We start from the raw sequence: 26573 nt of genomic DNA, 5'->3' as shown, positions 1-26573 counted from the left end.
TTGTATTTCGCATGATTAAACAAAGCTAAATGATATCCACGATAACAGTGTGAAAAGGACATATATACACGTCGCTTGATGTGGTAACTTTCTCACTATCATTGTAGCATCTGAGCTCAATCATTGTACCATTATATTCTCAACTGACTAATCATCGTCTCGTAATTTTGATCCAATTTGCCTTCTTTCAATAGGCTTTTCCCTCATGTGTTTTGTATCAACCACAATTAAAACGCTTTCAAAATCATTTAAATAAAGTGTTTTTCCTCGTAATCTCTGCCTAAAGATATAATGTATCTTTTCCTTTAGCGGATATAGCTTCTCAAAAGGTATAGTTGTCTATACCAATTATATGCTGCTTCATCAGAAATAAAAAGTAATTTTTCATATTTTCTGAACATTCACTTAAAACACTCTACTAGTTCTTGTTTAATTTTATGTAAAAAAAGGAGCTATTAATAAGCTCCTCTCAATCCTATGTATAGGACGAATCCCAATTGTGCCGTAATGCCAAGAAACATTCGTTTTGAACCCGCAATTTGCAGGTGGGTGCCCGCTTTGCAACTTTAAACGTCCCGCTTTGTTAGGGGCATGTTTGCGACTACAAAATGAAGGCTCCCGATTCTATAATGTTCGGTCAAAACTGTGAAGTAGAGTTAGCAGTTAGACAAACACATCAGGATTCGTATTACAGTTATCATAACACCACTTTTCTGATAATTCAAACGATTTTCTCTAATAATCTATAATTTCTTACGAAAACGCAAAAAATACCTAGATTCCCAACAGTATTTGCTAGGTAATCCAGGTATTTTGAATTATACATTATTTTCTAAATGGTTTGATAGCCAGGCTTAGTTCACTTAGTTGCTCAGGAGATACTTCGCTTGGTGCTTCTGTCATCAAGCAGCTTGCACTAGCTGTTTTTGGGAATGCGATTGTATCGCGTAAATTAGTACGACCTGCTAATAGCATAACAAAGCGATCAAGACCAAAGGCAAGACCTGCATGTGGTGGTACGCCGTATTCAAACGCTTCTAATAGGAAGCCAAATTGTGCTTGTGCTTCTTCTTCTGAGAAGCCAAGTAATTCAAACATTTTCTCTTGTAGGTCACGTTCGTAAATACGTAATGAACCACCACCAAGTTCATAGCCGTTTAAAACGATATCATATGCTTGTGCACGTACTGCTGCAGGGTCTGTGTCCATTAAAGCTATATCTTCATCAAACGGGCGTGTGAATGGATGGTGTGCTGCATAGTAGCGTCCATCTTCCTCAGAGTATTCGAATAATGGCCAATCAGTAATCCAAAGGAAAGCAAATTGTGATTCATCGATCAGATTTAAATCTTGTCCTAATTTTGTACGAAGAGCACCTAATGAAGCTGCTACAACATCGGCTTTATCTGCTACAAATACTAGAATATCGCCAACTTCTGCTCCCATACGCTCGATTAAAGCTGCTGCTAATGCCTCGTCAAAGAATTTCGCAATTGGTCCGTTTAAGCCTTCTTCTGTTACCTTTAACCAGGCAAGACCTTTTGCTCCGTAAATCCCAACGAATTTTGTTAACTCGTCCATGTCTTTACGAGAATATTTGTCAGCTGCACCTTTAATATTGATACTTTTCACTTGTTTTCCTTGTGCAACCGTATCAGCAAATACTTTGAAATTACAGCCTTCAAAAATATCATTTAACGCCACAAGCTCTAATCCAAAACGTACATCTGGCTTATCTGAACCATAACGATCCATTGCTTCTTGGTATTTCATGCGCTGGAATGGTGCAGGAATGTCGATTCCTTTTACTTCTTTCATAACCGCTTGAATTAATCGCTCGTTCATTTCTAATACTTCTTCTTGTGTTAAGAAGCTCGTTTCAATGTCCACCTGTGTAAACTCTGGTTGACGGTCAGCACGTAAATCTTCGTCACGGAAGCAACGCGCAATTTGGAAGTACTTTTCAAAACCAGCAACCATTAATAATTGCTTAAATAATTGAGGTGATTGTGGTAAGGCATAAAATTCACCTTCATGTACACGTGAAGGAACTAAATAGTCTCGAGCACCCTCTGGCGTTGATTTTGTTAAAATTGGTGTTTCAACTTCTAAGAATCCTTCATTTTGTAGGAAGTTACGAATTGTACGTGTCACATCAGAACGCATTTTGAAAGTATCGAACATTACGGGACGACGTAAGTCTAGATAACGATATTTTAAACGTAAATCTTCTGATACATCTGTACGATCTTCGATTTGGAATGGCGTTGTTTTTGCCGTATTAATTACGACTAATTTTGTTGCTTCCACTTCAATTTTACCGTTTGGTACATTCGGGTTGATTTGATCCTCTGTACGAAGGATGACTGTGCCTTCCACTTCGATCACATATTCACTACGCACTTTATCCGCTAATGCGTGTGCTTCTGCAACATCTGGACTAAACACAACTTGCGTAATACCTGTACGGTCACGCAAATCAATAAAAATTAAACCACCAAGGTCACGACGACGCTGTACCCAACCTTTTAATACGACTTTTTCGCCTTGTAACGCTTCTGACAGCTCGTTACTAGCATGTGTTCTTGTAGCCATTGTTAAATTCCTCCAAAATATCTTCAATTTATGTAGCATTTCCTAGAAATGCCCTCTGTCTATTTTTAAGCTTTTTGTGTTAAATAGTTCACTAGCTCTGAGAACGCCACTTTGTGCTGCTCCCCAGATTCCATATGTTTTACAGCCGCTGCTTGCTCTTCAAGTTCTGTTTCGCCAAGAACAAGCGTATATTTTGCACCTAGTCGATCCGCTGATTTCATTTGAGCTTTCATTTTACGGTCTAAATAATCCATCTCTGTCGCAAGTCCCTTCGCTCGGAAAGTGCTTGTCAGCTCAACAGCCTTTTGCTTCGCTTCATCGCCCATTGCAATAATGTAAACATCTAGCCCTGAAGCTGTGTCTAATTCAACACCCTCCGCTTCAAGTGCCAGCAACAAACGCTCAATACTTAATGCAAAACCTATACCTGGTACATCTGGACCGCCAATTTCTTGCACTAATCCATTGTAGCGTCCACCACCACATAATGTTGTAATAGCACCAAAGCCTGATGCTGTGGACATAATTTCAAAGGTTGTGTGATTATAATAATCAAGTCCTCGTACAAGATTTGGATCGACCTCATATGAAATACCCAATGTATCTAAGTACGATTTCACTTGATCGAAATAAGCAGCTGACTCTTCTGTTAAGAAATCAGTTAACGCTGGAGCCGTTTGCATTAATGGATGCTCACGATCTACCTTACAATCTAAAATTCGCAATGGATTCTTTTGTAAACGATTTTGACAGTCTGAGCAAAATTCATGAATATGTGGCTCAAAATGCTGTAATAAAGCAGTACGATGTGTATCACGTGTTTCTTTATCGCCAAGAGAATTAATCACTAATTTTAAATCCTTTAAACCCGCTGATTCGTAGACGTCCATAGCAAGAGCAATGACTTCTGCATCAATTGCAGGATCTGCTGAACCAATTGCTTCTACTCCAAACTGTACAAATTGACGATAACGACCAGCCTGTTGGCGCTCATAGCGGAACATTGGTCCTAAATAAGAAAGCTTAACTGGCTGATCAGGAGCACCAAACATTTTATGCTCCACATAGGCACGTACGACACCAGCCGTATTTTCTGGACGTAGTGTTAATGAACGCCCTCCACGATCTTCAAATGTATACATTTCCTTTTGTACAACATCAGTTGTTTCCCCAACACCACGTGCAAATAGATCCGTTTGCTCGAAAATTGGTGTGCGAATTTCGTTATAGCGATAAACACGACAAATATCACGAATAATTGCTTCAACTTTTTGCCATTTTTCAGATTGACCTGGCAAAATATCTTGTGTCCCTCGTGGCACTTTAAAACTCATGTAATTCCCTCCTATATTGATTGCTTATGATAGAGCAGCTGTAGTCCCACTTTGAGCGAATGCATGCTTTGGTTGAGCAAATTTTTGTCCGGTTGGAGCGGGTTACAGCCTTGATGAGCGCTTTTCATACTAATTAGAGCGCCTTCCCCTCTTTTCTGAGCAAAAACAACAATCCCTCTTAAAAAACTCATTACTTTTTGAACAACAAAAAAGCCCTCGTCCCTTGCAATAGCAAGGGACGAGAGCTGTATAAGCTTCCGCGGTTCCACCCTAGTTGACACAAATGATTACATGTGTCCTCCTCTTAATCGGATAACGGCCGATTCCGTTTTTTCCTACTAGGCACTGCTTTTCAGAAAAAAGCCTCTCAAGTGTTATTCACGTGATACATTTTTGTAGGAAAGATTGCAGCCTAAGTCTTTCCCTCTCTTTTCCAATAGTGGTATACGCTACTTGCTTGGTCATAAGCGATTAATCATTTTTCGATTACCCTTTATGTTAGTCACTAGCTAAAGCAATGTCAACTATTTTTGTATTTTTCATCAGTCTATGTTGAAAATAACTAATTCTGTTACCATTTTACCACGAATTTTATGATAAAAGCATGGTAAAATAGCACAAGGAATAGGAGGAATCTGATGAGGACAAAAATTTTACATAGTATAATCATCTTCGTACTAATGGTAACGATGGCGATGCCAAATAAGAACTTTGTTCAAAGAGCTTCCGCTGACACCAGTGATCTAAAAGTCGCTGGAACGATTCTTCATTTGCGAGAGGGTCCTGGATTGTCTTATCCCATTATTACGACTTTAGAAGAAGGTGACCCTTTAACCTCAATCGGTCGAGAAGGTGATTGGTACCAAGTCAAAGCAGGTAATTACGAAGGATGGGTTGCCTCTTGGCTGACAGCACCTACTAATGCTAAACAAGTGATCGACAAAACCGTCATTTCACAAGTTGACCGTTTAAATATTCGAACAGAACCAGATATCTCTTCAGCTGTTCTTGGTCAACTTTCTACTGGTAACCAAGCAAACCTTGTTGAAGAAAATGGAGAATGGGCAAAAATCGATTGGAATGGACTAACAGGATGGGTGTCGAAGGATTATGTCACGATCAACGATAACCCTAAAAAAGAAACAGAACCCAAAGAAGATGCTGTAGAAGTAACCACTACAACCACGGCACCCGCTAACAAAGATACAACCTTCACCATTTTAGTGGACACCCTTAATGTTCGTAAGAAGCCAGATTTGAATGCTAAAAAAATCGGCACAGCAACAAAAGGACAAGCCTTTAAAGTCCTCGCACATGAGCATAATTGGGTACAAATTCAGTACAATGATAAAAAAGTAGGTTGGGTCTATAGTTTTTACGGTACATTCTCCAATAAAGTAAAAAGTACCTCAAAAACATCAACTTCCAAAGAGTTAGAGTCTGTTACGATTATTTATAATGGGACAAACCTACGAACGGATGCCTCAACAGCAGCAGAAGTGGTTGAACGTGTAGATGCTGGTGTAAATTACCCGATAGTAGGCGTTAAAAATGATTTTTATGAAATACAAATAGACGACGAAAAAACAGCTTTTGTCGCGAACTGGGTGGTCACAACAAGTTCCAATAAAGCGACAAGTCCACAGAAAGAAAAGGAAGAGCCTCGCAAAAAAGGTACTTTAACTGGATTAACAATCGTTGTTGATGCTGGTCACGGTGGAAATGATCATGGCACAACTGGTCAACGAGGTACAGAGGAAAAGGGCATTACGTTAAAAACGGCTACTTTGCTTGCTTCCAAGTTAAGTGCTGCTGGCGCAAACGTTGTCATGACGAGAGAATCGGATGAATATGTGGCATTGCGTAAGCGTGTATCGATTGCCCATCAATATGAGGCAGATGCCTTTATTAGCCTTCATTATGATGCGACAGATGATAGCTCCATTAACGGCTTCACATCCTATTATATGAATAGCAATCAAAAAGGGCTTGCTGAAGCAATTCATGATGGTCTTTCCAGTAAACTAGATTTAAGAGACCGTGGTACACAACAAGGGAATTATTTAGTTTTACGAGAGAATCGTCAAAAGGCCGTCCTTATTGAGTTAGGCTTTTTAAGTAATTCCAGTGAGGAGCGCGTCATTACAACAGCTAAATTCCGTGAACAAGCGACTCTTGGTATTTATCAGGGAATTCTCAACTACTTTAATGAACAAGAAGAATAAGCAAAAAAAGCTGCGGATGATGATAACATCCACAGCTTTTTTATATTTAAGATATTCCTAATGCTACCGCAGCAATTAGCGCCAGACAGGCAATCAATGCCCACCCAAGAATCATCTTCCAGATAAACTTAATCCACTTTTCATATGGGATACCTGCAACAGCTAAATACGCCATTAATGCAGACGAAGTAGGAATAATAGAGTTCGTTAAGGAATCCCCATATTGGAAGGCTAAAACAGCCACTTGTCGCTCTAATCCTAGTAAATCAGTGATTGGAATCATAATCGGCATTGTTGCAGCTGCCTGTCCACTACCAGATGAAATAAATAAATTCAAAAGAGCTTGGATAAATAACATGCCGATTGCACTGATAGCATGTGGCAAATGTCCAATTGTTTCTGATGCTGCATAAACGATTGTATCAATAATTTTCCCCTGCTCTAAAACAACTGTAATAGCACGGGCAAAACCTACAATTAAAGCACCAAATGTTACGGCCTTGGCTCCCTCAATAAAGGAATCAAAGATAGTAGCAGGTTTTAAACCACCAATTAATCCTGCAATTAACCCCATTATTAAAAAGGATGCAGTTAGCTGCGTTAAGAACCAGCCCCAGTTAAAGACACCATAAATATTAAAGCCAATCCCACAAGCCATGACAATAAATACGAATTTATGCTTGCCTGTTAATGCAGGAATGTCAATCGCTGAAACATTGGATTTAGCTTTTTGCTCAATATCGTAAATAACGCTTGCTTGAGGATTCTTTTTCACCTTAAAAGCATAGCGAGATACATAAAAAATAGCAAAACTTAATACAAAAACATAGACAACAGCACGGAAGCCAATCCCTGAGAATAATGGTACATCCGCTAAGGATTGTGCTACACCTACCGTAAAGGGATTAAGCATTCCTCCAAAAAATCCACTGGCGGCACCAAGTGTAATCATGGCTGTTCCTGTTACAGCATCAAAGCCCATCGCGCGTGCAATGGCCACACCAATTGGTACGAAAATAATAGTTTCTTCCGCCATCCCCATTGTAAAACCACCAACAGAGAATAAAATCATCGATAAAGGAATCAGTAATTTCTCTCTGCCCTCTAAAGCTTTTACTCCTTTATAAACACCAGCCTCAATAGCACCTGTAGAACGAATAATACCAAATACACCACTGACTAAAAAAATGTAGAAAATAATTTGAGCCCCTTTTTCGAGACCCATTGGAACCGCTGTAAACATTTCAAAAAAGGAAACTGGCTCACTCTCAATATGATGATAGCTTCCATCTACAACGAGCATTCGCCCTTCTTCATCCTCTACACGTTCAAACTCACCCGCTGGTATAATATAGCTTGCAATACCTGCTAAAAAAATAATAGCAAAAATAATCGTATATGTATGAGGTACTTTCAACCAGCTTTTCTTCTTGACCCCCTGTTCATTTTCCATTAAATCACGCTCCTTTTTCTGATTTAGACATTAGCAGTATATTGTCGCTATTTGTCGCTAATTGAAAATAAATATACATGAGTTTAAATTTATTGTAAAGTATTAATTTTCTATTATTTCTGAAAGCACACGCTATCTTTCCTAATTAAACCTCTTGTTCCTCTTCTATAAACATGGAAAATTTTATACACATACTCAAATAATAATGGGCATTTTCAACCTTATTTTTTGTTTTCCAAAATAATAATTTTATCTTATATGACGAATTGTTTTTTATTAAGGCAGGAGCAATATGCGGCGGTGTTAGAATGATAAAGTTGTATACATTGTCCTTAAATGCTTTTTATTCATGAACTTCATAAAGATCCCCTTATTAGTGGGATGAAAGACATCAAAGGTTGTAAGTAGAATGGAAATCGTAGGTTAACTATCCATGAGGAATCAAATGGACTTTCTTACATATCGTTTATATTTTTTTAAAAAAATAATATTCAAAGAGTAGCAACTGTTTTAATAGTTTTTATCTCTTCGAAATAAATTTGCTATTTAGGTATTTTTATTTGCCCTAAACAAATAAAAAAACCTTCTATCATTTATTATGATTTGAAGGTTCATACTTTCTCATTTTTTTGTAGTTTCCAATGTCACCCATACAATTTCCTCCATCCGAATGAAGAAAGGCGTACGATTTATCTCAAGAACCATATGGTCAGGTAGTATGGATAATAAAATACCTTGTTGAATATTTTTTTCTGTTTGCACAACTACTGCCTGACCAATCATCATGTTAAGAGTTTCGTATAAATATGGATTTGTTATACTTCTCGTCTGCGTCATGTTTAAGACACTCCTTCCTATAAAACTAACCATACTCTTTAGTATATGAAGGAATTATAGGAAATGTTCCATTATTTGGACTCTAGAAGAATTGTGACTGGACCATCATTAATTAGTGCTACATCCATCATGGCACCAAAAATACCTGTTTCCACATGTAAGCCCTGCTCGCGTAAAGCTTGATTAAAAGCCTCCCACAGTGGCTCAGCTGCTTCCGGTCTAGCTGCAGTGATAAAACTTGGACGATTCCCTTTTTTTGCATCCCCATACAATGTAAATTGTGAGACGGATAAAATAGCGCCCCCATGCTCTAAGATCGAATGATTCATTTTTCCATCTGCATCTTCCCAGAGACGTAAATTGGCTACTTTTTTTGCTAAATAGGCAACATCCTCTTGTGTGTCTTCATGTGTGATTCCCACTAAAAGAACATAGCCATGATCAATTGCTCCTGTAACAGTTCCGTCCACTGTTACAGAGGCAGCTTTACTGCGCTGTAATACTACTTTCATGTACTAAACCCCAATTCTATATTGCCTATCAATTAGTTAATGACACGTTGCACCGAATATATATCAGGTGTTTGTTTAATTCGCTCAACTACTTTATGCAAATGTGAAATATTTGAAATAGAAATTGTTAAATGAATTGTTGCCATTTTATCACGGTCAGCACGACCACTTACTGCTAAAATATTCGTTTTCGTTTCACTAACAATTTGCATGATTTCATTTAAAATGCCAGGTCTATCAAAAGCTGAAACTTCAATATCAACAGGGTATTCCTTTTTCTCAGGAATGACACCATGCTCCCATTCTACTTCAATTAAGCGCTCCTGCTCATCCTCAATTTGAATATTTGGACAGTCCTCACGATGGACAGAAACACCTCTACCCTTCGTAATAAAACCTACAATATCATCACCAGGAACGGGCGTACAGCAACGAGAAAGTCGAATGAGCATATTATCAATACCCTTTACAATAACACCCGATTCCGTACGTTTTTGTGGAATTGGATTTTTCATTTTTTGTTCAATTTTCTCTAATGCTTCTTCCTGCTCACGTTCTTTACGACGTTTTTCAGCTAAACGATTTACGACCTGTTGCGCAGTAATACCATTCACACCAACTGCAGCATACAAATCTTCTTCATTCGTATAGTTAAATTTGTCGCATACCCGTTTTAGGTTTTCGGAGGACATCGTTTCCTTTAAATCGAAATCCTGAGCACGGATTTCTTTTTCTATCATTTCTTTACCTTTGACAATATTTTCTTCACGCAGGTGTCGTTTAAAGAATTGCTTTATCTTATTCTTCGCCTGCGAGGATTGAGCTATTTTTAGCCAATCGCGACTCGGACCAAAGGATTGTTTAGAAGTTAAAATTTCAATGATATCGCCCGTTTTTAATGGTGTATCAAGCGGTACCATCTTCCCATTGATTTTCGCTCCAATCGTACGATTTCCCACTTCGGAATGAACACGGTAGGCAAAATCAATAGGAACAGAACCTGCTGGCAATTCAATGACATCACCTTCAGGTGTAAAGACATAAACCATATCAGAAAATAAATCAAATTTTAAGGATTCCATAAATTCTTCTGCATTGGAAGATTCATTTTGAAATTCTAAAATTTCACGGAACCATGTTAATTTTTGGTCGACATTCTGCTTTTGATGATCAACGTTTTTGCCTTCTTTATATGCCCAGTGCGCCGCAATCCCGTACTCTGCAATTTTGTGCATTTCCTTTGTACGAATCTGTACCTCCAACGGATCACCATATGGTCCAATAACAGTCGTGTGTAGGGACTGGTACAGGTTTTGTTTTGGCATAGCAATATAGTCTTTAAAGCGTCCTGGCATTGGTTTCCAAAGTGTATGCACAATCCCTAATACGGCATAGCAATCTTTAATACTATCGACAAGAACACGAATGGCTAATAAATCATAAATTTCATTAAACTGTTTCTTTTGTAACACCATTTTTCGATAGATACTGTATATATGTTTTGGTCGACCATAGACATCTGCGTCAATTTCAACCTCATTCAGTTGCGATTTCATCTCAGCCATCACGTTTTCTAAATAAGCTTCACGTTCATCACGTTTTTTCTTCATCAGACTGACAATACGATAATATTGTTGTGGGTTTAAATAGCGCAGTGCTGTATCTTCAAGCTCCCATTTTACAGTCGAAATTCCAAGACGATGAGCAAGTGGTGCAAAAATCTCGAGCGTCTCTTTTGAAATGCGTCGTTGCTTTTCAGCAGGTAAATGCTTTAACGTACGCATATTATGAAGACGGTCTGCTAGCTTAATGAGGATGACACGAATATCTTGCGCCATAGCCACAAACATTTTCCGATGATTTTCTGCCTGCTGCGCCTCTTTAGATAAATATTTAATTTTCCCTAGTTTGGTAACACCATCAACAAGCACGGCCACCTCTTCGCCAAATTCACGTACCAAATCATCCCGTGTAAAATCCGTATCTTCGACAACATCATGTAAAAAACCTGCCGCTACAGTTTCTGGGTCCATTTGTAATTCAGCTAGAATACCTGCTACTTGTACTGGGTGAATAATATACGGTTCACCAGAGCTACGGAATTGCTCAATATGGGCATCCCTTGCTAATTCATATGCTTTTTTCACGAATGCGACATTTTCATCATTCATGTAGGATTTGACTAACTCAAAAACGTCCTCAGGAGTCAAAATTTGCTCTTTCGCCATAACATGTCCACCTTGCTCGTCAAATTTTTCAGATTAGATATAAACTTAATTGTATAAAATATTGTGGTCTATTGTAAAGAGACTGTATCATTTAGTTTAGTTAATCTCGTGAACAGTTCGAAAAATGGAAAAAATATTCTTCTTTTTAATAAAAAAGACCCTCTGCGACTTCACGTCACAAAGAGTCCTTGTTTCGACAAATTGATTAATGTAATTGATTGTAAGCTACAGCAATTTTCGCGCCGACTACTGCATTGTTTTTCACTAATGCAATGTTGGCATCAAGACTTTTACCTTCTGTTAATTCTTTAACTTTGCCAAGTAAGAATGGTGTAACATTTTTACCTTGAATGCCATTCTCTTCAGCTTCAACTAAAGCTTTTTCAATAATGTTTGTAATAAATGCATGCTCTAATGCTTCAGACTCAGGAATTGGATTTGCGATGACAGCGCCACCTTTTAAGCCTAATTGCCATTTCGCAGATAGCATTGCTGCAATTTCTTCTGGCGTATCTAATTGGAAGTTTACATCAAATCCACTTTGACGTGTGTAGAATGCTGGTAATTCATTCGTACCATAACCAACCACTGGCACACCTTTTGTTTCAAGATATTCTAATGTAAGACCGATGTCTAAAATAGATTTTGCACCCGCACAGATAACGGCAACATTTGTTTGTGCTAATTCTTCTAAATCAGCAGAGACATCCATTGTTGTTTCCGCACCACGGTGTACACCACCAATACCACCTGTAACAAAGATTTCAATACCTGCAAGCTCTGCACAGATCATTGTCGCTGCAACTGTTGTAGCACCTAATTTTTTCGTTGCTAGTAAGTAGCCTAAGTCACGACGTGAAGCTTTTGCAACACCTTGAGCATTACCGAACATTTCTAGTTCTTCATCTGATAGACCAATTTTAATTTTTCCATCAATTAATGCAATTGTTGCTGGGACTGCACCATTATCGCGAATAATTTGCTCAACTTCACGCGCAGTTTGCACGTTTTGTGGGTATGGCATACCGTGTGAAATAATTGTTGATTCTAACGCAACGATTGGTAGACCTTTTGCTTGTCCTGCTTTTACTTCTTCTGATAATACGATGAATTCTTTCATGTTGTTATTCCTCCATTTCATTTTTCAACAACTCTACTGATAATTCAGGTCTTACTGTATAAGGAGATGCCAATGTATTTTTTGCATTGGTTAATCCAGCATCAATACATGTCTCAAAAGATTGTCCAGTCAGCCAACTGTGAATAACAGCGCTAACAAAGGCATCTCCTGCTCCTGTCACATCTTCAATTTTGTCAATCACTTTAGCGGCAACATGACAAGGGGCAATTGTTGTAGATGCTGCATAAACGCCCTTGCTACCAGCCGTGATAATGACATGCTCCGCACCTAATTGTAGGAGCTGTTGTAAAGCTTTTTCATAATGGGTAGCGTTTTCAATTTTATGTCCAACAATCGTTTCCGCTTCATCTGTGTTACAAATAAACCAAGTTACGCCTTGTAATGTTTCAGGTAGTCGATTCATTTTTGGCGAAGATACTGGCACAATAACAAGTGGAATATCACGAGCAAGGGCTACTTGCTGGATATACGCCACTGTTTCTTTTGGACAGTTTAAATCCAAAATAAAACAGCCCGCGTTTACAAGCATTGTTTCATGTTTTTTCAACAAGCTCGGTAACAGAAGGTCGTAAACCTCCATATTTGCTACAGCTAGTGCTAGCTCACCCTGTTCATCCATGATGGCAGTATAAGAACCTGTGGAAGCCTCTGCAAGCTGCTCTACATAACGTAGATTCATAAAGGATTCCGAAGCCTCTTGGATCACTTGCCAATCAGCATCCTTACCTGCCGTTGTCAGTAACGTCACTTGGTGGTTTAATCTGCCTAAGTTTTCAGCAATATTTCGACCAACACCACCTACACTAAAGGAAGAACTGGCAGGGTTAGATGTTCCAAATTGAACATTGCCCTTGACATGGAATTTGCGGTCTAAATTAGCTCCACCGATGCAAATAATTTCATTTTCTTCGGGTAATATATAAGCACGACCTACAATTTTTCCTTGCTTCGTTAAACTAGACACTAAATTAGCAAGCACAGGACGCGACAGATTCATTGTATCTGCCATTTCTTGCTGAGACATAAACGGATTCTGGCGAATTAAAGCAAGCACCGCCTGTTCTCTTTCATTCATAGCATCACCTTTTATTATATTTGTTTATATTATAAACTTTTGTTTGCATTATGTCAAAAGATTCTTTATTAAAAAAGTTGAACCTCATCTTACTGAGGTTCAACTTTTTTTGTTTATGCTTGCTGAGGTGTTTGTTTTTTAACAATGATGACGAATAAACTGGCCATTGCACAAAACATTCCTGCAAGAAAAAAAGCCCATGTATAAGAGTTAAAAAATTTATAAATTAACCCTCCACCATACGCTGCAACCGCCGCTCCTGCTTGATGTGAAGCAAATATCCACCCATAGATAATACTGCTTTTTTGCATACCAAAAATTTGTCGTGTAATACTGATGGTTGGTGGCACTGTAGCAATCCAATCTAGTCCGTAAAAGATCGTGAAAATCGTTAATAAAACAAATGATCCTTGTGCAAGTGCATAAGGGAGCAATAATAGAGATGCGCCTCTTAACAGGTAATACCAAAACAATAACCACCGATTATCGAAGCGATCAGATAACCAGCCAGACGCAGTTGTACCTAATAAATTAAAAATGCCCATAAAAGAAAGGAATGATGCGGCAGTGACTAAAGGAACGCCAAAGCTAATACAATAAGAAACAAAATGAGTACCAATTAATCCGCTTGTCGATAGCCCACAAATAAAAAAGCTACCTGCTAAGAGCCAAAATGCTTTAACCTTAATCGCCTCAAATAAACCTTTAAAAGCCATAGCTATTGGATTCTTCTTTTGCTGTATTTGTTGTTCCTCTATAGCCTCCTCTTGTCCATAAGGAGTTAACCCCATATCCTGAGGTCTATTTTTTATAAAAAGCGCAATCATGAAAAACATTATGATACTAAGGAGTAGCATTAATGTGATAGCCCATCGCCAAGAATAGTGTTCAATAATGATAGCTAGAACTGGTAATAAAATTAACTGGCCCGTGGCTGTACTTGCCGTTAAAATACCAACCGCTAATCCTCTGCGTTTTACAAACCAATGATTCGCAACATATGGGCTAAGGACAGTTAAAAAAAGACTTGCTCCAAGACCAATAATGCCCCCCCAAATAACGATTAGCTGCCAGGATTCACTCATCAAAAATGTTAAAGTCATTCCTAATACTAAAGTTGCCATAGCACCTAGCATCATTTTCTTTAGGCCAATGACTTCAAGTAATGCAGCCATAAATGGTCCAGATATGCCATATAAAAACAAACTTACAGCAAAGGCTAAAGCAATGGTTGAACGATCCCAGTGAAATTCTTTTTCAAGAGGGTCGATAAACACGCCAGATGATGACATTGTAATTCCTGCGACAATTATCGAGAAAAATGTGACGATTAAAATAAACCAACTATAATGAACACGCTTCACCTCAACACCTTCTTTTCTTTGATAGACTACAAAACATGTATATACATGTTTAAGTCCGCTTATTTCATTTATATGTATATACATGTATAATCATAGTAATCGTTCATAAAGCTGTCAAGAAGTAATTTCTAGTTATTGGGTGTATACTTATAATTAGTAGAATCCCCTTAAAGGAGTACTGTCGATGAAGAATCAACTTAAAAATATTGATTATACACAAATTTGTGTTTGTGCAAACCTTAGAAAAAAAACAAGGGTTGTCACACAATTATATGATAAGCTGCTACAGCCTACAGGATTAAAAGTTACACAATATTCAATGCTTGCACATATCGACCTTCAACAAGCTGTCTCAATCAGCCGTTTAGGTGAAATTTTACAACTGGATCAAACCACTATAACACGTAATATTAATCTATTAAAGCAACATGGCTATGTTGAGTTAAAGCGAGATATCAATGATGCTCGTACCAAAAAAATAACGCTCACTGAAAAAGGTTTAGAAAAGCTGCATGAAGCAGCACCTATTTGGCAAGGCATTCAAGATAGAATTATCGAGGATATTGGAACCGAAAAATACGCAGATTTCTACGATACCTTGCGAACAATGCAAAAAATTATTCAAGCCTATGACGAAGTATAAAAAAAGCGCCCACAGTGTAGGGCGCTTTTTGCCATGCTCTTAATATTGAATAAGTGTTTTAATATTTAAATCGCCAAGCTTTTCGCGACCATTTAATTCTAGAAGTTCAATCAGGAATGCACAGCCTACTACCTGACCACCTAATTGTTCTACTAAACGAACCGTTGCTTCAACTGTACCACCAGTCGCTAGTAAATCATCACAGATTAAAACTTTTTGACCAGGCTTAATTGCATCATGATGCATTGTTAACGTATCTTTACCATATTCAAGACCGTAGTCTGCACTAATTACCTCACGTGGTAATTTACCAGGTTTACGAACAGGGGCAAAGCCGATTTCAAGTGCATAGGCAACTGGACAACCGATAATAAAACCACGTGCCTCAGGGCCAACAATAATTTCAGCGCCCACTTCTTTTGCATATTCTACGATTTGGTCTGTTGCATATTTGTATGCAGGACCATTATCCATAATTGTTGTAATATCTCTGAAGGTAATGCCCTCTTTCGGCCAATTTTCAACCGTTGTAACGTATTGCTTTAAATCCATGTTATTGCTCCTCCTACGAAACGTTATTCGTCCGCTGATGTTAAACGTTCATCAAACCATTGTTTTAATTCTATATAAGGAGCATAGACAAGCTTTTGCTCCATTTCAATCTGTTCTGAACGTTGTTTGTAAGACGGTGCCTCTGTTAGTGCTTGTTTTGGAGCATTCACGTTGACAGTCGTCAGTCCACTCTCCATTTTAACAAAATCAAGCTCAAAAAACACCTGTGTCATAAATTTTAGTGTATCTAATGGCCACCCCGTATGCTTCGCTAAATCTGCGATATGCATATCAAGCGGAAAGGCTGGTCGATTTTTCAAGAACTTATAATACCAAGCAAATTGCTCACGAGTAGGTAGACCACTGAAGTATTGCGAGTCAGGCATATAAAAATGAGCATAAATACGTGAAGGGGCTGTCTTCTGTAAAACGTCCTCTAGCTTTTGAACATTGTGTGGCAAGTCTAAGAGCACGATGTAATCACTTTGTTCAATATTTGAAAGGGCTGGGTCAACCAGTGTAATAGGTGCACCGATTAATGATTGATAATAGGTCATCGTTTCTGGACGAAAGGCGATAAACCGGGCCACGTCCTTCGGTACCGTATTCAGCCATCGAGCTGTTTGACGGATACCACGAATATCAAATAACTGCCATTCTGTAGTTTGGACATCCTCGATCATAAATTGGGCTTTTTTACGTCCCTGCCATTCGTTAATTTGCAAATCGCCTATAAAGGAAACTTTGATGCCATACGTTAATTCATCATGTAAATGCCCTTTGTTAAAACCAACACTATCCAATTTATCATAGCCGTTTGTTATTTCCATTTTAATATGATTCTCGCCCGCTCCAATTTTACGCATGGAGGCGATTTCTACATCCTCCAGCACATACACAGGCTTAGGGAAATCTGTGCCAAATGGTCCTAGTGTTGAAATTTCCTCAATAGCATCCGCTGAAATTTCGTCTATGCTGAGCGGTATATCAATATGCACTATAGGTGTTAATTGCTCCTCTGTTAAACAGGCTCTTGCCTGAGCATCTAAGCGAATACGTAGTTCATCCACATGCTCTAATGATAAGGTCATACCTGCAGCCATAGGATGTCCACCAAAATGCGGTAAAATATCTCGATTTTTAGCTAGTTCATTATATAGATGAAAACCTTCAATACTTCGAGCAGAACCTTTTGCTATGCCCTTTTCGGGATCGAGTGACAGCACAATCGTTGGACGGTAATACAGTTCAACAAGACGTGAGGCTACAATTCCTACAACACCTGCGTTCCAGCCCTCGCCAGCAACAACAAGAACTAAGGAATTGCCGATTTTTTCATCTGCTTCAATCAGTGCGATGGCTTCATCTGTAATACTTTTCACAATATCTTTGCGCTCGGTATTGCAGGCATTTAGCTTTTTTGCCAATGCGGTTGCTTTAGCATTATCCTCCGCCATTAATAATTCGACACCAGGAGCTGCTTCACCTAGACGACCAACAGCATTCAATCGTGGACCAAAATAAAAGCCAATCGTTTCTTCTGTAATTTTCGTCTGCTCTGTACTGGCTATGTCACACATCGCTTGTACCCATGGACTAAGGGAACGACGCATTTCTTGTATGCCCCTCTTCACGAGATAGCGATTTTCATCCACCAACGGAACCAAATCTGCTACAGTGCCAATCGCCACAAATTCTATTAGATGGCTTGGTAGTTCACCATAAAGAGCATGTGCCAGCTTAAAGGCTACCCCTACTCCTGCTAGCTCGCCAAATGGATATTGCCCTTCTGGTATTCGGGGATGAAGAATAATATCTGCTGGTGGTAGCTCCTCACCTGGCTCATGGTGATCTGTCACAATGACATCCATACCAAGCTCCTTTGCTACTCGAATAGGCTCAATACCAGATATACCATTATCCACTGTAATGATTAACTGTACACCATCTTCATAGGCCTCCCGAAATAGGGCTTCATGCGGACCATAGCCATGGATAAAACGATTCGGAATTTTAAAGGAGACGTCTGCTCCAAGATCTAGTAAAACATGTAACATAACGGTTGTGCTTGTCACACCATCCGCATCATAATCACCATACACTAAAATTTTCTCACCATTTTCTAGTGCTTGTTCAATTCGTGCTACCGCTTCAGCCATACCATGCATAAGAAATGGGTCATGGATATTTGCCTCAGTCATATTTAATAAGCTTTCTGCCTCAGCCGTTGTTTCGCAGCCTCGTGCTGCTAAAATTTTTGCTGCAATCGCAGAAAGTTGTAAGTCATTTTGTAATGCTTGTACAAGTGTTGCGTCAGGACGCTCCACCTGCCATCTTTTTTTTGATAGAATCATCTGCTCACTTCCTTACGAAAGCTATTATACCGAATTTCTATAGGTTGCGCACTATCCGTTAGATTGATAGTTTTATCCATCGATTTTTAATTTCTATTCGTCACTTTCCCATTTATTTCATCATCAAAAAAAGCCTACTCTTCTAAAGAGTAGACTTTTCTAACATACCTTTCGAGGCGGCTACTAATGCTTCCACCGTTGCCAAATCTCCTTGATGCAATGCCGTCACAATGGCACTACCGACAATTACACCATCTCCCAAAGCCCCCATCTTTTTCACTTGCTCAGGTGTTGAAATACCAAAGCCTGCAAGCACAGGGATTGGACTTGCTTGACGTAAGCTTGCAAAATGCTGTTCTAAATTATCGGCAAAACGCGATCTTGCTCCTGTGATCCCATTAACGGTCACTGCATAAACAAAACCTTGACTAGCTGCTGCGATGCGTGCTATACGCTCTGGAGGGCTTGTCAATGAGATAAGCTGTACCACATCAATGCCATATGGATTTAATGCATCACGTAACAACTCGCTCTCTTCCAATGGGACATCTGGTACAATTAAACCCTTAACTCCTCCAGCTACACAGGCTTGCGCAAAAGACTTTAAGCCATATGCTAATACTGGATTGAAATAAGTCATGACTACGAGGGGCACTGTTATTTCATCTCTAAATGACGCGAGTGTTTGCAACACGTTTCTTAATGTCACACCAGCTTTGAGTGCACGTTCTCCTGCTCGTTCGATTGTTGGACCATCGGCAACAGGATCTGTAAAAGGAATCCCTACTTCAATAGCTGTTACCTCTAATTGCTGCAGTTTTAAAATAGTTGGCTTAATGGTCTCTAGCCCTCCGTCACCTGCCATGATATAAGGTATAAAAGCTTTATGACCTTCAGCTTTTGCCTGATCGATCGCTTGCTGTAAAGTTGTCATTTTACATCCCCCCTAGTGCTGCTCGAACTGTGTGAACATCTTTATCTCCTCGACCAGATAAGCACACAACAATGATCTGATCTTTTGCCATGGTCTTTGCAAGTTTTGCCGTATAAGCAATAGCATGAGAACTTTCAAGTGCAGGCAGTATCCCTTCTGTTCGGCTTAATAATTTTAGTGCCTCCAGTGCTTCAGCATCTGTGATGGAGTCAAATTGAGCTCGACCAATATCATGTAAATAACAATGCTCTGGTCCTTTCCCTGGATAATCTAACCCAGCTGAAATAGAATGTGCTTCTTGGACAAAGCCGTTTTCATCCTGTAATAAATACATGTAGGCGCCATGTAATACACCTAATTTTCCACCTGCGATGGCAGCAGCATGCTTCCCAGTTTCAAGACCACTTCCTGCTGCTTCAACACCGTATAAGGCAACTGATTCATCATCAACGAATGGGTGAAACATACCGATTGCATTACTGCCACCTCCAATACAGGCAACAACTGCATCAGGTAAACGCCCCTCTTTTTGCACGATTTGCCTTCTTGTTTCTACTCCAATGACACGCTGAAAGTCCCGAACAATTTTTGGGAATGGGTGAGGACCTAAGGCAGAGCCTAAAATATAATGTGTATCCTCAACATTTGTCACCCAGTAACGTAGGGCAGCGTTCACAGCATCCTTTAATGTTTTAGAACCACTTTCCACCGATTGAACCTTTGTGCCAAGCAACTCCATACGAAAGACATTTAACTGCTGACGTTTTATATCTTCTGCTCCCATAAAAACAACACATTCTAGATTTAATAATGCACATGCAGTAGCTGTTGCCACACCATGCTGACCAGCTCCTGTTTCAGCAACGATTTTCTTTTTACCCATGCGTTTGGCTAGAAGTGCTTGCCCAATCGCATTATTAATTTTATGTGCACCTGTATGGTTTAAATCTTCACGCTTTAAATAAATCTTTGCTCCATCTAGCGCCTTCGTTAAATTTTCTGCGTAATAGAGCGGTGTTTCGCGGCCAACATAGTCTTCTAAATAATAGGACAGCTCCTCTGTAAATGCAGGGTCTAGTAATGCTTGCTCATAAGCAGCTTCTAATTCAAGCAAGGCTGTCATTAATGTTTCGGGCACAAACCGACCACCAAATTGTCCAAAACGCCCTTCTTTTGTCGGTACACTATTTGCTATTGATATTCCCATCATCTGCTCCCCCTCTTTACTGCCTGTAAAAAAGCTTGTATTTTGGTAGAATCCTTGCTTCCATTTGTTTCTACACCACTTGAAACATCCACCATAAAAGGCCCTACATCCGTAATAGCCGCTTCAATATTGTCTACATTGAGACCACCCGCTAATAGTAATTTTTCTTTGGGAATCCCTACTTGCTCAAGGAGTGTCCAATCAAAAGTGTGACCACTCCCGCCTTTAAACTCTGTACCAGGCGCGTCAAATAAATAATAATCTACCTGATAGTTGGCAGCCGCTTGAACATCCTCTTTTTCTCGTATCGATAATGCCTTTATGGCGGGATAACCTTGCTCCTGAATAAATGCTGGCGTTTCCTCCCCATGATATTGCACATAATCTAAGGGCACTCGCTCTACTGCTTCCTTTAATTCGGCTGACGTTGGATTCACAAAGACACCTATTTTTAAAACGCCTTGTGGTACATGCTTCGCTAACTGTTGGGCTTGCTCAATGGATACACGACGTTTACTCGGTGCAAAAACAAACCCTATAGCATCTGCACCAGCATGAACAGCTGTTTTGACATGTTCTTGCTCCTGTAGACCACAAATTTTGACCTTTGTCATACCGATGCCCCCTCTTTACTTACTTGCAAATCTCGTAGTGCTTGCCCCGCATCTCCACTCCTCATTAAAGCTTCACCTACTAGGACACCACTAGCCCCCATCGAAGCTACTAGCTTCGCATCGTCCTGCGTCCATATGCCACTCTCACTAATTAATACTCGATTCTCATCAAATGGAAACACATTAGCAATTTCTCTGGTGCGCTCTAGGCTTACTTCAAAGGTACGTAAATCACGATTATTAACGCCAATTAACTTTGCATCTACCGCAAGAGCGCGTTCAAGCTCTTCACAATCGTGTACTTCCACTAAAACCTCTAGGCCTAAGCCCGTTGCATAGCTATATAAATCACGTAAGGCATCGTCTGTTAAGGCTGCCACAATTAATAAAATAATGGATGCACCTGCCGCCTTGGCAAATCGAATCTGCACTCGATCAATCATAAAATCCTTACAAAGAAGTGGGGTATCTACAGCAGCAGCAACTGCTGCTAAATCTTCAAAGGAGCCTTTAAAAAATTCCTTGTCTGTTAAGACCGAAATAGCTGCTGCTCCTGCTAGTGCATAGACTTTTGCTTGAGAAACTGGGTCTGCTCCGCCAGCTATTAACCCTTTTGAAGGGGAAGCACGCTTCATTTCCGCGATGACTTGCAGTGTATGAGCTTGACACAATGATTCAATGAACGAGCGACGTGGCGTTTCTGTAAAGTTTGCTAAAGGATCTGGCTGCTCTAATAAAGCACCTACCTCAATCTTTTTTTGCAGTAATATTTTATTGAGTATATTCATTACCCTACCTCCACTTCTTTAATTTGCATGCTATATGTTACAACCGCCTCTAATTTTTGTTGTGCTCTACCGCTAAAAATACTTTCCTTTGCCATAGCAACACCCTCTTTGATGGTTTCCGCTTGACCATAGCCAAATAAGCCGATGCCAGCATTTAATACTACTGTATCTAAATAAGGACTCCGTTCCCCAGCCAATATTTTTTGCATAATCACCGCATTTTCATCTGCATTGCCACCACGGATGGCCTCTAAAGGGGCCATTTGAAGACCGACATCTTCTGCATTTAGGGAAAAGGGAATTAAATCTCCTTTATCTACTAAAACCAATGTATTTTGACCTGCTAATGAAGCCTCGTCTAAGCCTTGTGGTCCTGAGACGACAATGGCCCGCTCACGTCCAAGCATTTGTAAGACTGAGGCATATTCCATGACAAAATTCGGTCGATTAATGCCTGTAAATTGTGTGGATAATGGGACCGGATTTGTTAAAGGACCAACAAGATTAAAGATTGTCGGTTTTCCTAATGAACGGCGAACTTCACCAATTCTCTTTAATTTCGGATGAACATTCGGTGCATAAATAAAAGCGATTCCCTCTCGCTCTAGCAAATGGGCTGTTTGTGGGATGGAAATAGCTGTATGAATACCTAGTGCCTCTAGCACATCTGAGCTACCAGAGGAGGAAGAGATTTTACGGTTCCCATGCTTGGCAATTTTGACACCTGCCCCAGCTAACACGAAAGCAGAAGCTGTACTGATATTAAAAGTATGAAGACCATCTCCACCTGTACCGCAATTATCCATATAGCTACCTTCTTTTACGGCTATATCAAGAGCAAAAGATCGCATAATAGTTGCTAATGCGGCTACTTCATGTGCAGTTTCTCCCTTCGCAGCTAAAGCTGTTAAAAAGCTTGCTATTTCTTCTTTAGGAGTATCATCCTGAAATAACCATTGCGCTGCCTGTAGCATTTCTTCGTACATGAGATGTGTTCCCTGCAGTACTTTCCCTTGTAATCTTTCCATTAGTTTTGCCCCCCATTGTTCACCAGTAACTGTAAAAATGCCTGTTCTTCCTCTTGCACTTGATGTAAAACGTTTTGCACATTTGTATATTTGGTAACAGTTATTGTTGCTTGCAAATGCATGGTATCCTGTTTAACTACAATAGATTGACCTGTTAAGGCAAAATCCAAATGACCATTAAATCCAATAAAGCCGAGAGCACCAAAATAACCAGCTGCATACGGATGCTCCGTTGCTGAAAGTGGGGATATGGTTGCTGCTAAAACATCCAGGGCATGAAGCATTGGTAAAAGCTTTCCTTCCACCCTAGTCGTCATGTGCAGTGCCTTTTTGGACCGCTGGATACGCATAGCCTCCATGACCTGAACAGAATCTCGGAAACAAACCGACTGTAATTCTTGCTGAATAGCCCTAACAAGAAGTGCATGTGATTGCCTAATGCTTTCATGGTTGTATAATTTACGTTCATTTTCTAGTTCTTCATTTTTTGTTTCCCCTCGCGGATATGTTCCCTCTGTAGGAGTCGCAATAACGCTTTCACCTTTTACTCGGATTAGACTTTCAGGAGAAGTACCTAACACAACATGATCCTCAAATTCAATATAATACATATAGGCTGCAGGCTTTTTTTTACGTAGCTGTCGATACAAAGCCAACGTATCACCTTGAAAATTGGCTACATTGCGGTTCGGCAAAACTACCCTTGTTATGTCATCATGTAAGTTGGCTTGCATTGTCTGTAAAACCGTTGCAAATGATTGGTTTGTTGTAGTATCAAGCGGTTGATAACGATAAGATGCTTCGTCACTGATATGCCCGTTTACTATTTGTTGAGCCAATTCTTCCAAATCAGGTTCCTGCTTTTCTGCATCTATATTTGTATGAATCAATGTCACTTCATCTGTTTGATGATCGAAGACAATAATCGTTTCATAGACATGAAAATAAGCATCAGGCAGTTCTATTTTTTTATCTACGAACATCGTTGTACCGCCAAAGCCTATATATCCAACGGCACCTCCTGAAAATGGAAATTGCGTCGTATTGGAAATACGTGGCATGAGGCGTTTAAGAAGAACAATAAGTTCCCCTTGATGCACGTATGTTTTTCCTGTTTTATAGGAAACCTCTTGGATTTCTTGGCCCACACCTTTATATGTTTTTCGTGGATTAGCACCAATGAAGGAAAATCTTCCAGCTCCTTCGTGTTGGGTAGAACTTTCCAATAAAAATTTATGTTTTCCCTGTAAACGCCTAAAAATCAAAATAGGTGTTAAAGAATCGCCATTGATCGTTTTCATTTTTGTTCTTGAACTCGTTATTTGCATAGCTATTTTGCTCCTTTTTCAAAGATTCCTTTAGCTAATGTCTAGACGAATGCTGAATGAAAATAAAAAAGCCCTCTGCAAAAAGGATTATTCCTAATTGCAGAGGACGATTATGACCGCGTTGCCACCTCATATTAGAGCATATGCTCTCACTTTTGTGCTTTACATCATGGCTATGGTAAACCATACCTTGAAAGCACCCCTATAACGTGGGGAATCACGTTCGCTTTTTTATAAGCGACTCTCATAAGTCCATTCACATAAGCTGTAAATCAGTTTACACCAGCCACTGACTCTCTTTATTACACACTTAGGCTACTACTCTTATTCAACAATTTCTCAGCTATTCTCATCTAAACTCAGCTCATCTGTTCTGTGGCTGACCTCGCTCCCGAGATCTTCTACCTTGACCGAACAAAAAGTTAGCCTTAATTCTATGCCAATCCAATACTATTGTCAATCAATTCTGACGAAAAAAGTTGAAATTCCTATTTTATCAGAGGAATCAAAAGTAGGTATATTATCCTTCTATAAAAACTTATTGGAGAATAAGATTTCCTACGATTGAAAATTCCTTGACTATTGACCATGTAAATATATCAAGTTATAGTAATTTCAGAACATCAATTTTTTCCATATAATAAAAGAAAGTAGGAAGTTTATGTCCGTTCGCAAAAAATTAAATATAGGATTCATTTCCTTAACATGTTTACTTTTTATCTCAAGCATCGTATCATTTATTCAATTTAAAACAACTCAGAATGATTTAGAAGAAGTATTAAAGCATCGGATGGTGCAAATCCAATTAACAGATAAAATCCAACAACAACTTGCGTCTCAAGGTTTATTTTTACGCTCCTATATTTTAAATAAGAAGGACGAAACAGCTAAGGCCAATTTAGATCGCTATGAAAAGTTGTTACCTGAAACAGTTCATGAACTTTCTACTATTGTTCGATCAGATTATACAAAAAATATTATGCAGCAAATCACGGAATTGCAAAAAGAGTTACTGTCAAATTCACAGAAGGCTTTACAAGCGTTTAATAGTGGCAACACGGATCTAGCACTCTCAATCATCAATAATGATGTTACAAAATACAATAAGGACATTTTTAAGTTAACAACTGAATTATTAGCTTATCACGATGAACAGCTTCAAAATGTTGACCAATCTGTTAATCAAACCGTTTCACGCGCTATTATCATTGCTATTAGCCTTCTCCTTGCAAGTATTATTATTGGTTTATATTTTATGCATATGGTCAAAGCCTCCATTGTCCTGCCCCTACGCAAGGTTATTGGAGCAGCAGATACATTAGCACAAGGTGATTTAACAATTGCTGAGCTTGACCATCAATCAAAAGATGAGATCGGTACACTTGCCAATGCAGTCAATACATTAAAACAAAATCTAGCTGGTTTAATGACTAACATTCAAGATAGTGCATCCCATTTATCGGCTGTTTCAGAAGAGCTTTCTGCTAGCACTGAAGAAGTAACTGCAACTTCCGATAATATTGCTCAACGAATTCAAAATAATGTAACACATATCACTTCTTCTGCTAGTGCCTCTCAGCAAAGTGCTGTGGCAATGGATGAAACTGCATCAGGTGTCCAACGCATTGCGGAGGCGACTCAAAGTCTTCATCACAATGCAGAAAATCTGACGCAGCTTGCCCATACAGGTGGTGCAACGATTGCAACAGCAAAAGAACAGATGAATATGATCGCACTAGCAACTTCTGATATTGCAACATTAACGCAAAAACTAAGTAAGCAATCAGAAGAAATTGGGCAAATTACAACAGTGATTACAGCAATTTCAGAACAAACAAATTTACTGGCACTAAATGCAGCTATTGAAGCAGCAAGAGCAGGAGAACATGGGAAAGGCTTTGCAGTCGTAGCGGATGAGGTACGAAAACTTGCTGAGGAATCGAATCAATCTGCTAGCCAAATCGTTGCTATTACAAGAGAAATTCTAACAGATACACAAAATGTTGCAGCATCAGTAAATAATGGTTTAGCTTCTGTAAAGGATGGTGTAGCCAAAATTCATGAGGCTGGAGATGCTTTCTACTCCATCACCTCTGCTGTTGCTGCATTCACAGAGCAAATTAAAGAAATTTCTGCCACATCTGAAGAAATCTCTGCTAGTGCAGAGCAGGTTGCAGCTTCTGTCACGGAAATTGCCAATGTTTCTAACGAATCAGCAACGAATTCTCATATGATTGCAGAATCTGTTGACGAGCAAGTTGCGACCATGCAGCAGGTAAATACTGTCGCAGAAGAATTAAGTGAAAATGCGCAACAGCTACAAGGCTTAATCCAGCAATTTAAATTGTAAATACTATATGA

General features: G+C 39.3%; 20 protein-coding genes, 1 other RNA gene and 2 other annotated features. Of the genes, 3 read left to right on the top strand and 18 right to left on the bottom strand.

Annotated elements, in window-relative coordinates; all coding sequences use genetic code 11:
- Positions 1–486: 486 nt before the first annotated feature.
- The 3 genes from ssrS to hisS form a co-directional block, all read right to left on the bottom strand.
- Positions 487–686, bottom strand: a non-coding RNA gene (ssrS, locus tag AAJG31_RS21050) — 6S RNA.
- Between the two features lie 139 nt (positions 687–825).
- Entirely contained in the window at positions 826–2595 is a 1770-nt protein-coding gene (gene aspS / locus AAJG31_RS21045) for an aspartate--tRNA ligase (RefSeq protein ID WP_054550048.1), read from the bottom strand.
- Between the two features lie 65 nt (positions 2596–2660).
- Positions 2661–3929 carry a histidine--tRNA ligase gene (gene hisS / locus AAJG31_RS21040; protein ID WP_016991629.1) on the bottom strand — a complete coding sequence of 423 codons (1269 nt, stop codon included), beginning with the start codon at positions 3927–3929 and terminating at the stop codon, positions 2661–2663.
- A 231-nt stretch (positions 3930–4160) separates the two neighbouring features.
- Positions 4161–4403 (bottom strand) — a binding site (T-box leader).
- Positions 4404–4567: 164 nt separating this feature from the next.
- Between hisS and AAJG31_RS21035 the strand changes: the two genes are divergently transcribed.
- Positions 4568–6154 (top strand): SH3 domain-containing protein, encoded by a 1587-nt coding sequence (locus AAJG31_RS21035; protein ID WP_048392119.1) that lies wholly within the window; start codon positions 4568–4570, stop codon positions 6152–6154.
- Positions 6155–6200: 46 nt separating this feature from the next.
- Here the strand turns inward: AAJG31_RS21035 and AAJG31_RS21030 are convergent, their stop codons facing one another.
- The 7 genes from AAJG31_RS21030 to AAJG31_RS21000 form a co-directional block, all read right to left on the bottom strand.
- Positions 6201–7607: an AbgT family transporter gene (locus AAJG31_RS21030; protein WP_054550044.1), complete on the bottom strand. Its 1407-nt coding sequence runs from the start codon at positions 7605–7607 to the stop codon at positions 6201–6203.
- Between the two features lie 621 nt (positions 7608–8228).
- On the bottom strand, positions 8229–8444 hold the full coding sequence (locus AAJG31_RS21025; RefSeq protein WP_004226745.1) for a DUF2642 domain-containing protein: 216 nt from the start codon (positions 8442–8444) through the stop codon (positions 8229–8231).
- 71 nt (positions 8445–8515) lie between these two features.
- Complete coding sequence (gene dtd, locus AAJG31_RS21020; RefSeq protein WP_279495620.1) at positions 8516–8956, bottom strand: D-aminoacyl-tRNA deacylase; 441 nt, start codon at positions 8954–8956, stop codon at positions 8516–8518.
- 32 nt (positions 8957–8988) lie between these two features.
- Positions 8989–11184 (bottom strand): bifunctional (p)ppGpp synthetase/guanosine-3',5'-bis(diphosphate) 3'-pyrophosphohydrolase, encoded by a 2196-nt coding sequence (locus tag AAJG31_RS21015; RefSeq protein WP_048392114.1) that lies wholly within the window; start codon positions 11182–11184, stop codon positions 8989–8991.
- A gap of 205 nt (positions 11185–11389) precedes the next feature.
- Positions 11390–12304, bottom strand: coding sequence for a pseudouridine-5'-phosphate glycosidase (locus AAJG31_RS21010; RefSeq protein WP_048392113.1), 915 nt, complete (start codon positions 12302–12304; stop codon positions 11390–11392).
- 4 nt (positions 12305–12308) lie between these two features.
- Positions 12309–13400 (bottom strand): winged helix-turn-helix transcriptional regulator, encoded by a 1092-nt coding sequence (locus tag AAJG31_RS21005; protein ID WP_279495621.1) that lies wholly within the window; start codon positions 13398–13400, stop codon positions 12309–12311.
- Between the two features lie 113 nt (positions 13401–13513).
- Positions 13514–14764 carry an MFS transporter gene (locus tag AAJG31_RS21000; protein ID WP_048392111.1) on the bottom strand — a complete coding sequence of 417 codons (1251 nt, stop codon included), beginning with the start codon at positions 14762–14764 and terminating at the stop codon, positions 13514–13516.
- 184 nt (positions 14765–14948) lie between these two features.
- Between AAJG31_RS21000 and AAJG31_RS20995 the strand changes: the two genes are divergently transcribed.
- Positions 14949–15407: a MarR family winged helix-turn-helix transcriptional regulator gene (locus AAJG31_RS20995; protein ID WP_048392110.1), complete on the top strand. Its 459-nt coding sequence runs from the start codon at positions 14949–14951 to the stop codon at positions 15405–15407.
- A 39-nt stretch (positions 15408–15446) separates the two neighbouring features.
- Here AAJG31_RS20995 and AAJG31_RS20990 read toward each other — a convergent pair whose 3' ends face one another.
- The 8 genes from AAJG31_RS20990 to AAJG31_RS20955 form a co-directional block, all read right to left on the bottom strand.
- A complete protein-coding gene (locus tag AAJG31_RS20990; protein ID WP_004226730.1) occupies positions 15447–15959 on the bottom strand; it encodes an adenine phosphoribosyltransferase in 513 nt (170 codons plus the stop codon).
- Positions 15960–15982: 23 nt separating this feature from the next.
- Positions 15983–18313 carry a single-stranded-DNA-specific exonuclease RecJ gene (gene recJ, locus AAJG31_RS20985; RefSeq protein WP_279495622.1) on the bottom strand — a complete coding sequence of 777 codons (2331 nt, stop codon included), beginning with the start codon at positions 18311–18313 and terminating at the stop codon, positions 15983–15985.
- Between the two features lie 142 nt (positions 18314–18455).
- Positions 18456–19247, bottom strand: coding sequence for a tryptophan synthase subunit alpha (trpA, locus tag AAJG31_RS20980; protein ID WP_066036497.1), 792 nt, complete (start codon positions 19245–19247; stop codon positions 18456–18458).
- 1 nt (position 19248) lies between these two features.
- Complete coding sequence (gene trpB, locus AAJG31_RS20975) at positions 19249–20454, bottom strand: tryptophan synthase subunit beta (RefSeq protein WP_279495623.1); 1206 nt, start codon at positions 20452–20454, stop codon at positions 19249–19251.
- A complete protein-coding gene (locus AAJG31_RS20970; RefSeq protein WP_279495624.1) occupies positions 20454–21068 on the bottom strand; it encodes a phosphoribosylanthranilate isomerase in 615 nt (204 codons plus the stop codon). The genes trpB and AAJG31_RS20970 overlap by 1 nt, the downstream gene beginning before the upstream one ends.
- On the bottom strand, positions 21065–21856 hold the full coding sequence (gene trpC / locus AAJG31_RS20965; protein WP_066036499.1) for an indole-3-glycerol phosphate synthase TrpC: 792 nt from the start codon (positions 21854–21856) through the stop codon (positions 21065–21067). The genes AAJG31_RS20970 and trpC overlap by 4 nt, the downstream gene beginning before the upstream one ends.
- Positions 21856–22884: an anthranilate phosphoribosyltransferase gene (gene trpD, locus AAJG31_RS20960; RefSeq protein WP_066036500.1), complete on the bottom strand. Its 1029-nt coding sequence runs from the start codon at positions 22882–22884 to the stop codon at positions 21856–21858. The genes trpC and trpD overlap by 1 nt, the downstream gene beginning before the upstream one ends.
- Positions 22884–24212, bottom strand: coding sequence for a chorismate-binding protein (locus tag AAJG31_RS20955; protein WP_066036501.1), 1329 nt, complete (start codon positions 24210–24212; stop codon positions 22884–22886). Before AAJG31_RS20955 ends, trpD begins: the two co-directional genes overlap by 1 nt.
- A 99-nt stretch (positions 24213–24311) precedes the next feature.
- Positions 24312–24553 (bottom strand) — a binding site (T-box leader).
- 320 nt (positions 24554–24873) lie between these two features.
- On the opposite strand from AAJG31_RS20955, the gene AAJG31_RS20950 reads away from it, so the two are divergent.
- Positions 24874–26562: a methyl-accepting chemotaxis protein gene (locus tag AAJG31_RS20950; RefSeq protein ID WP_066036502.1), complete on the top strand. Its 1689-nt coding sequence runs from the start codon at positions 24874–24876 to the stop codon at positions 26560–26562.
- The last annotated feature ends 11 nt before the right edge of the window (positions 26563–26573 follow it).

This window comes from Lysinibacillus sp. BS3, from assembly GCF_039614735.1.
In the GTDB taxonomy this organism is placed as follows: domain Bacteria; phylum Bacillota; class Bacilli; order Bacillales_A; family Planococcaceae; genus Lysinibacillus; species Lysinibacillus capsici.
This window is presented reverse-complemented; position numbering and strand designations above follow the sequence as displayed.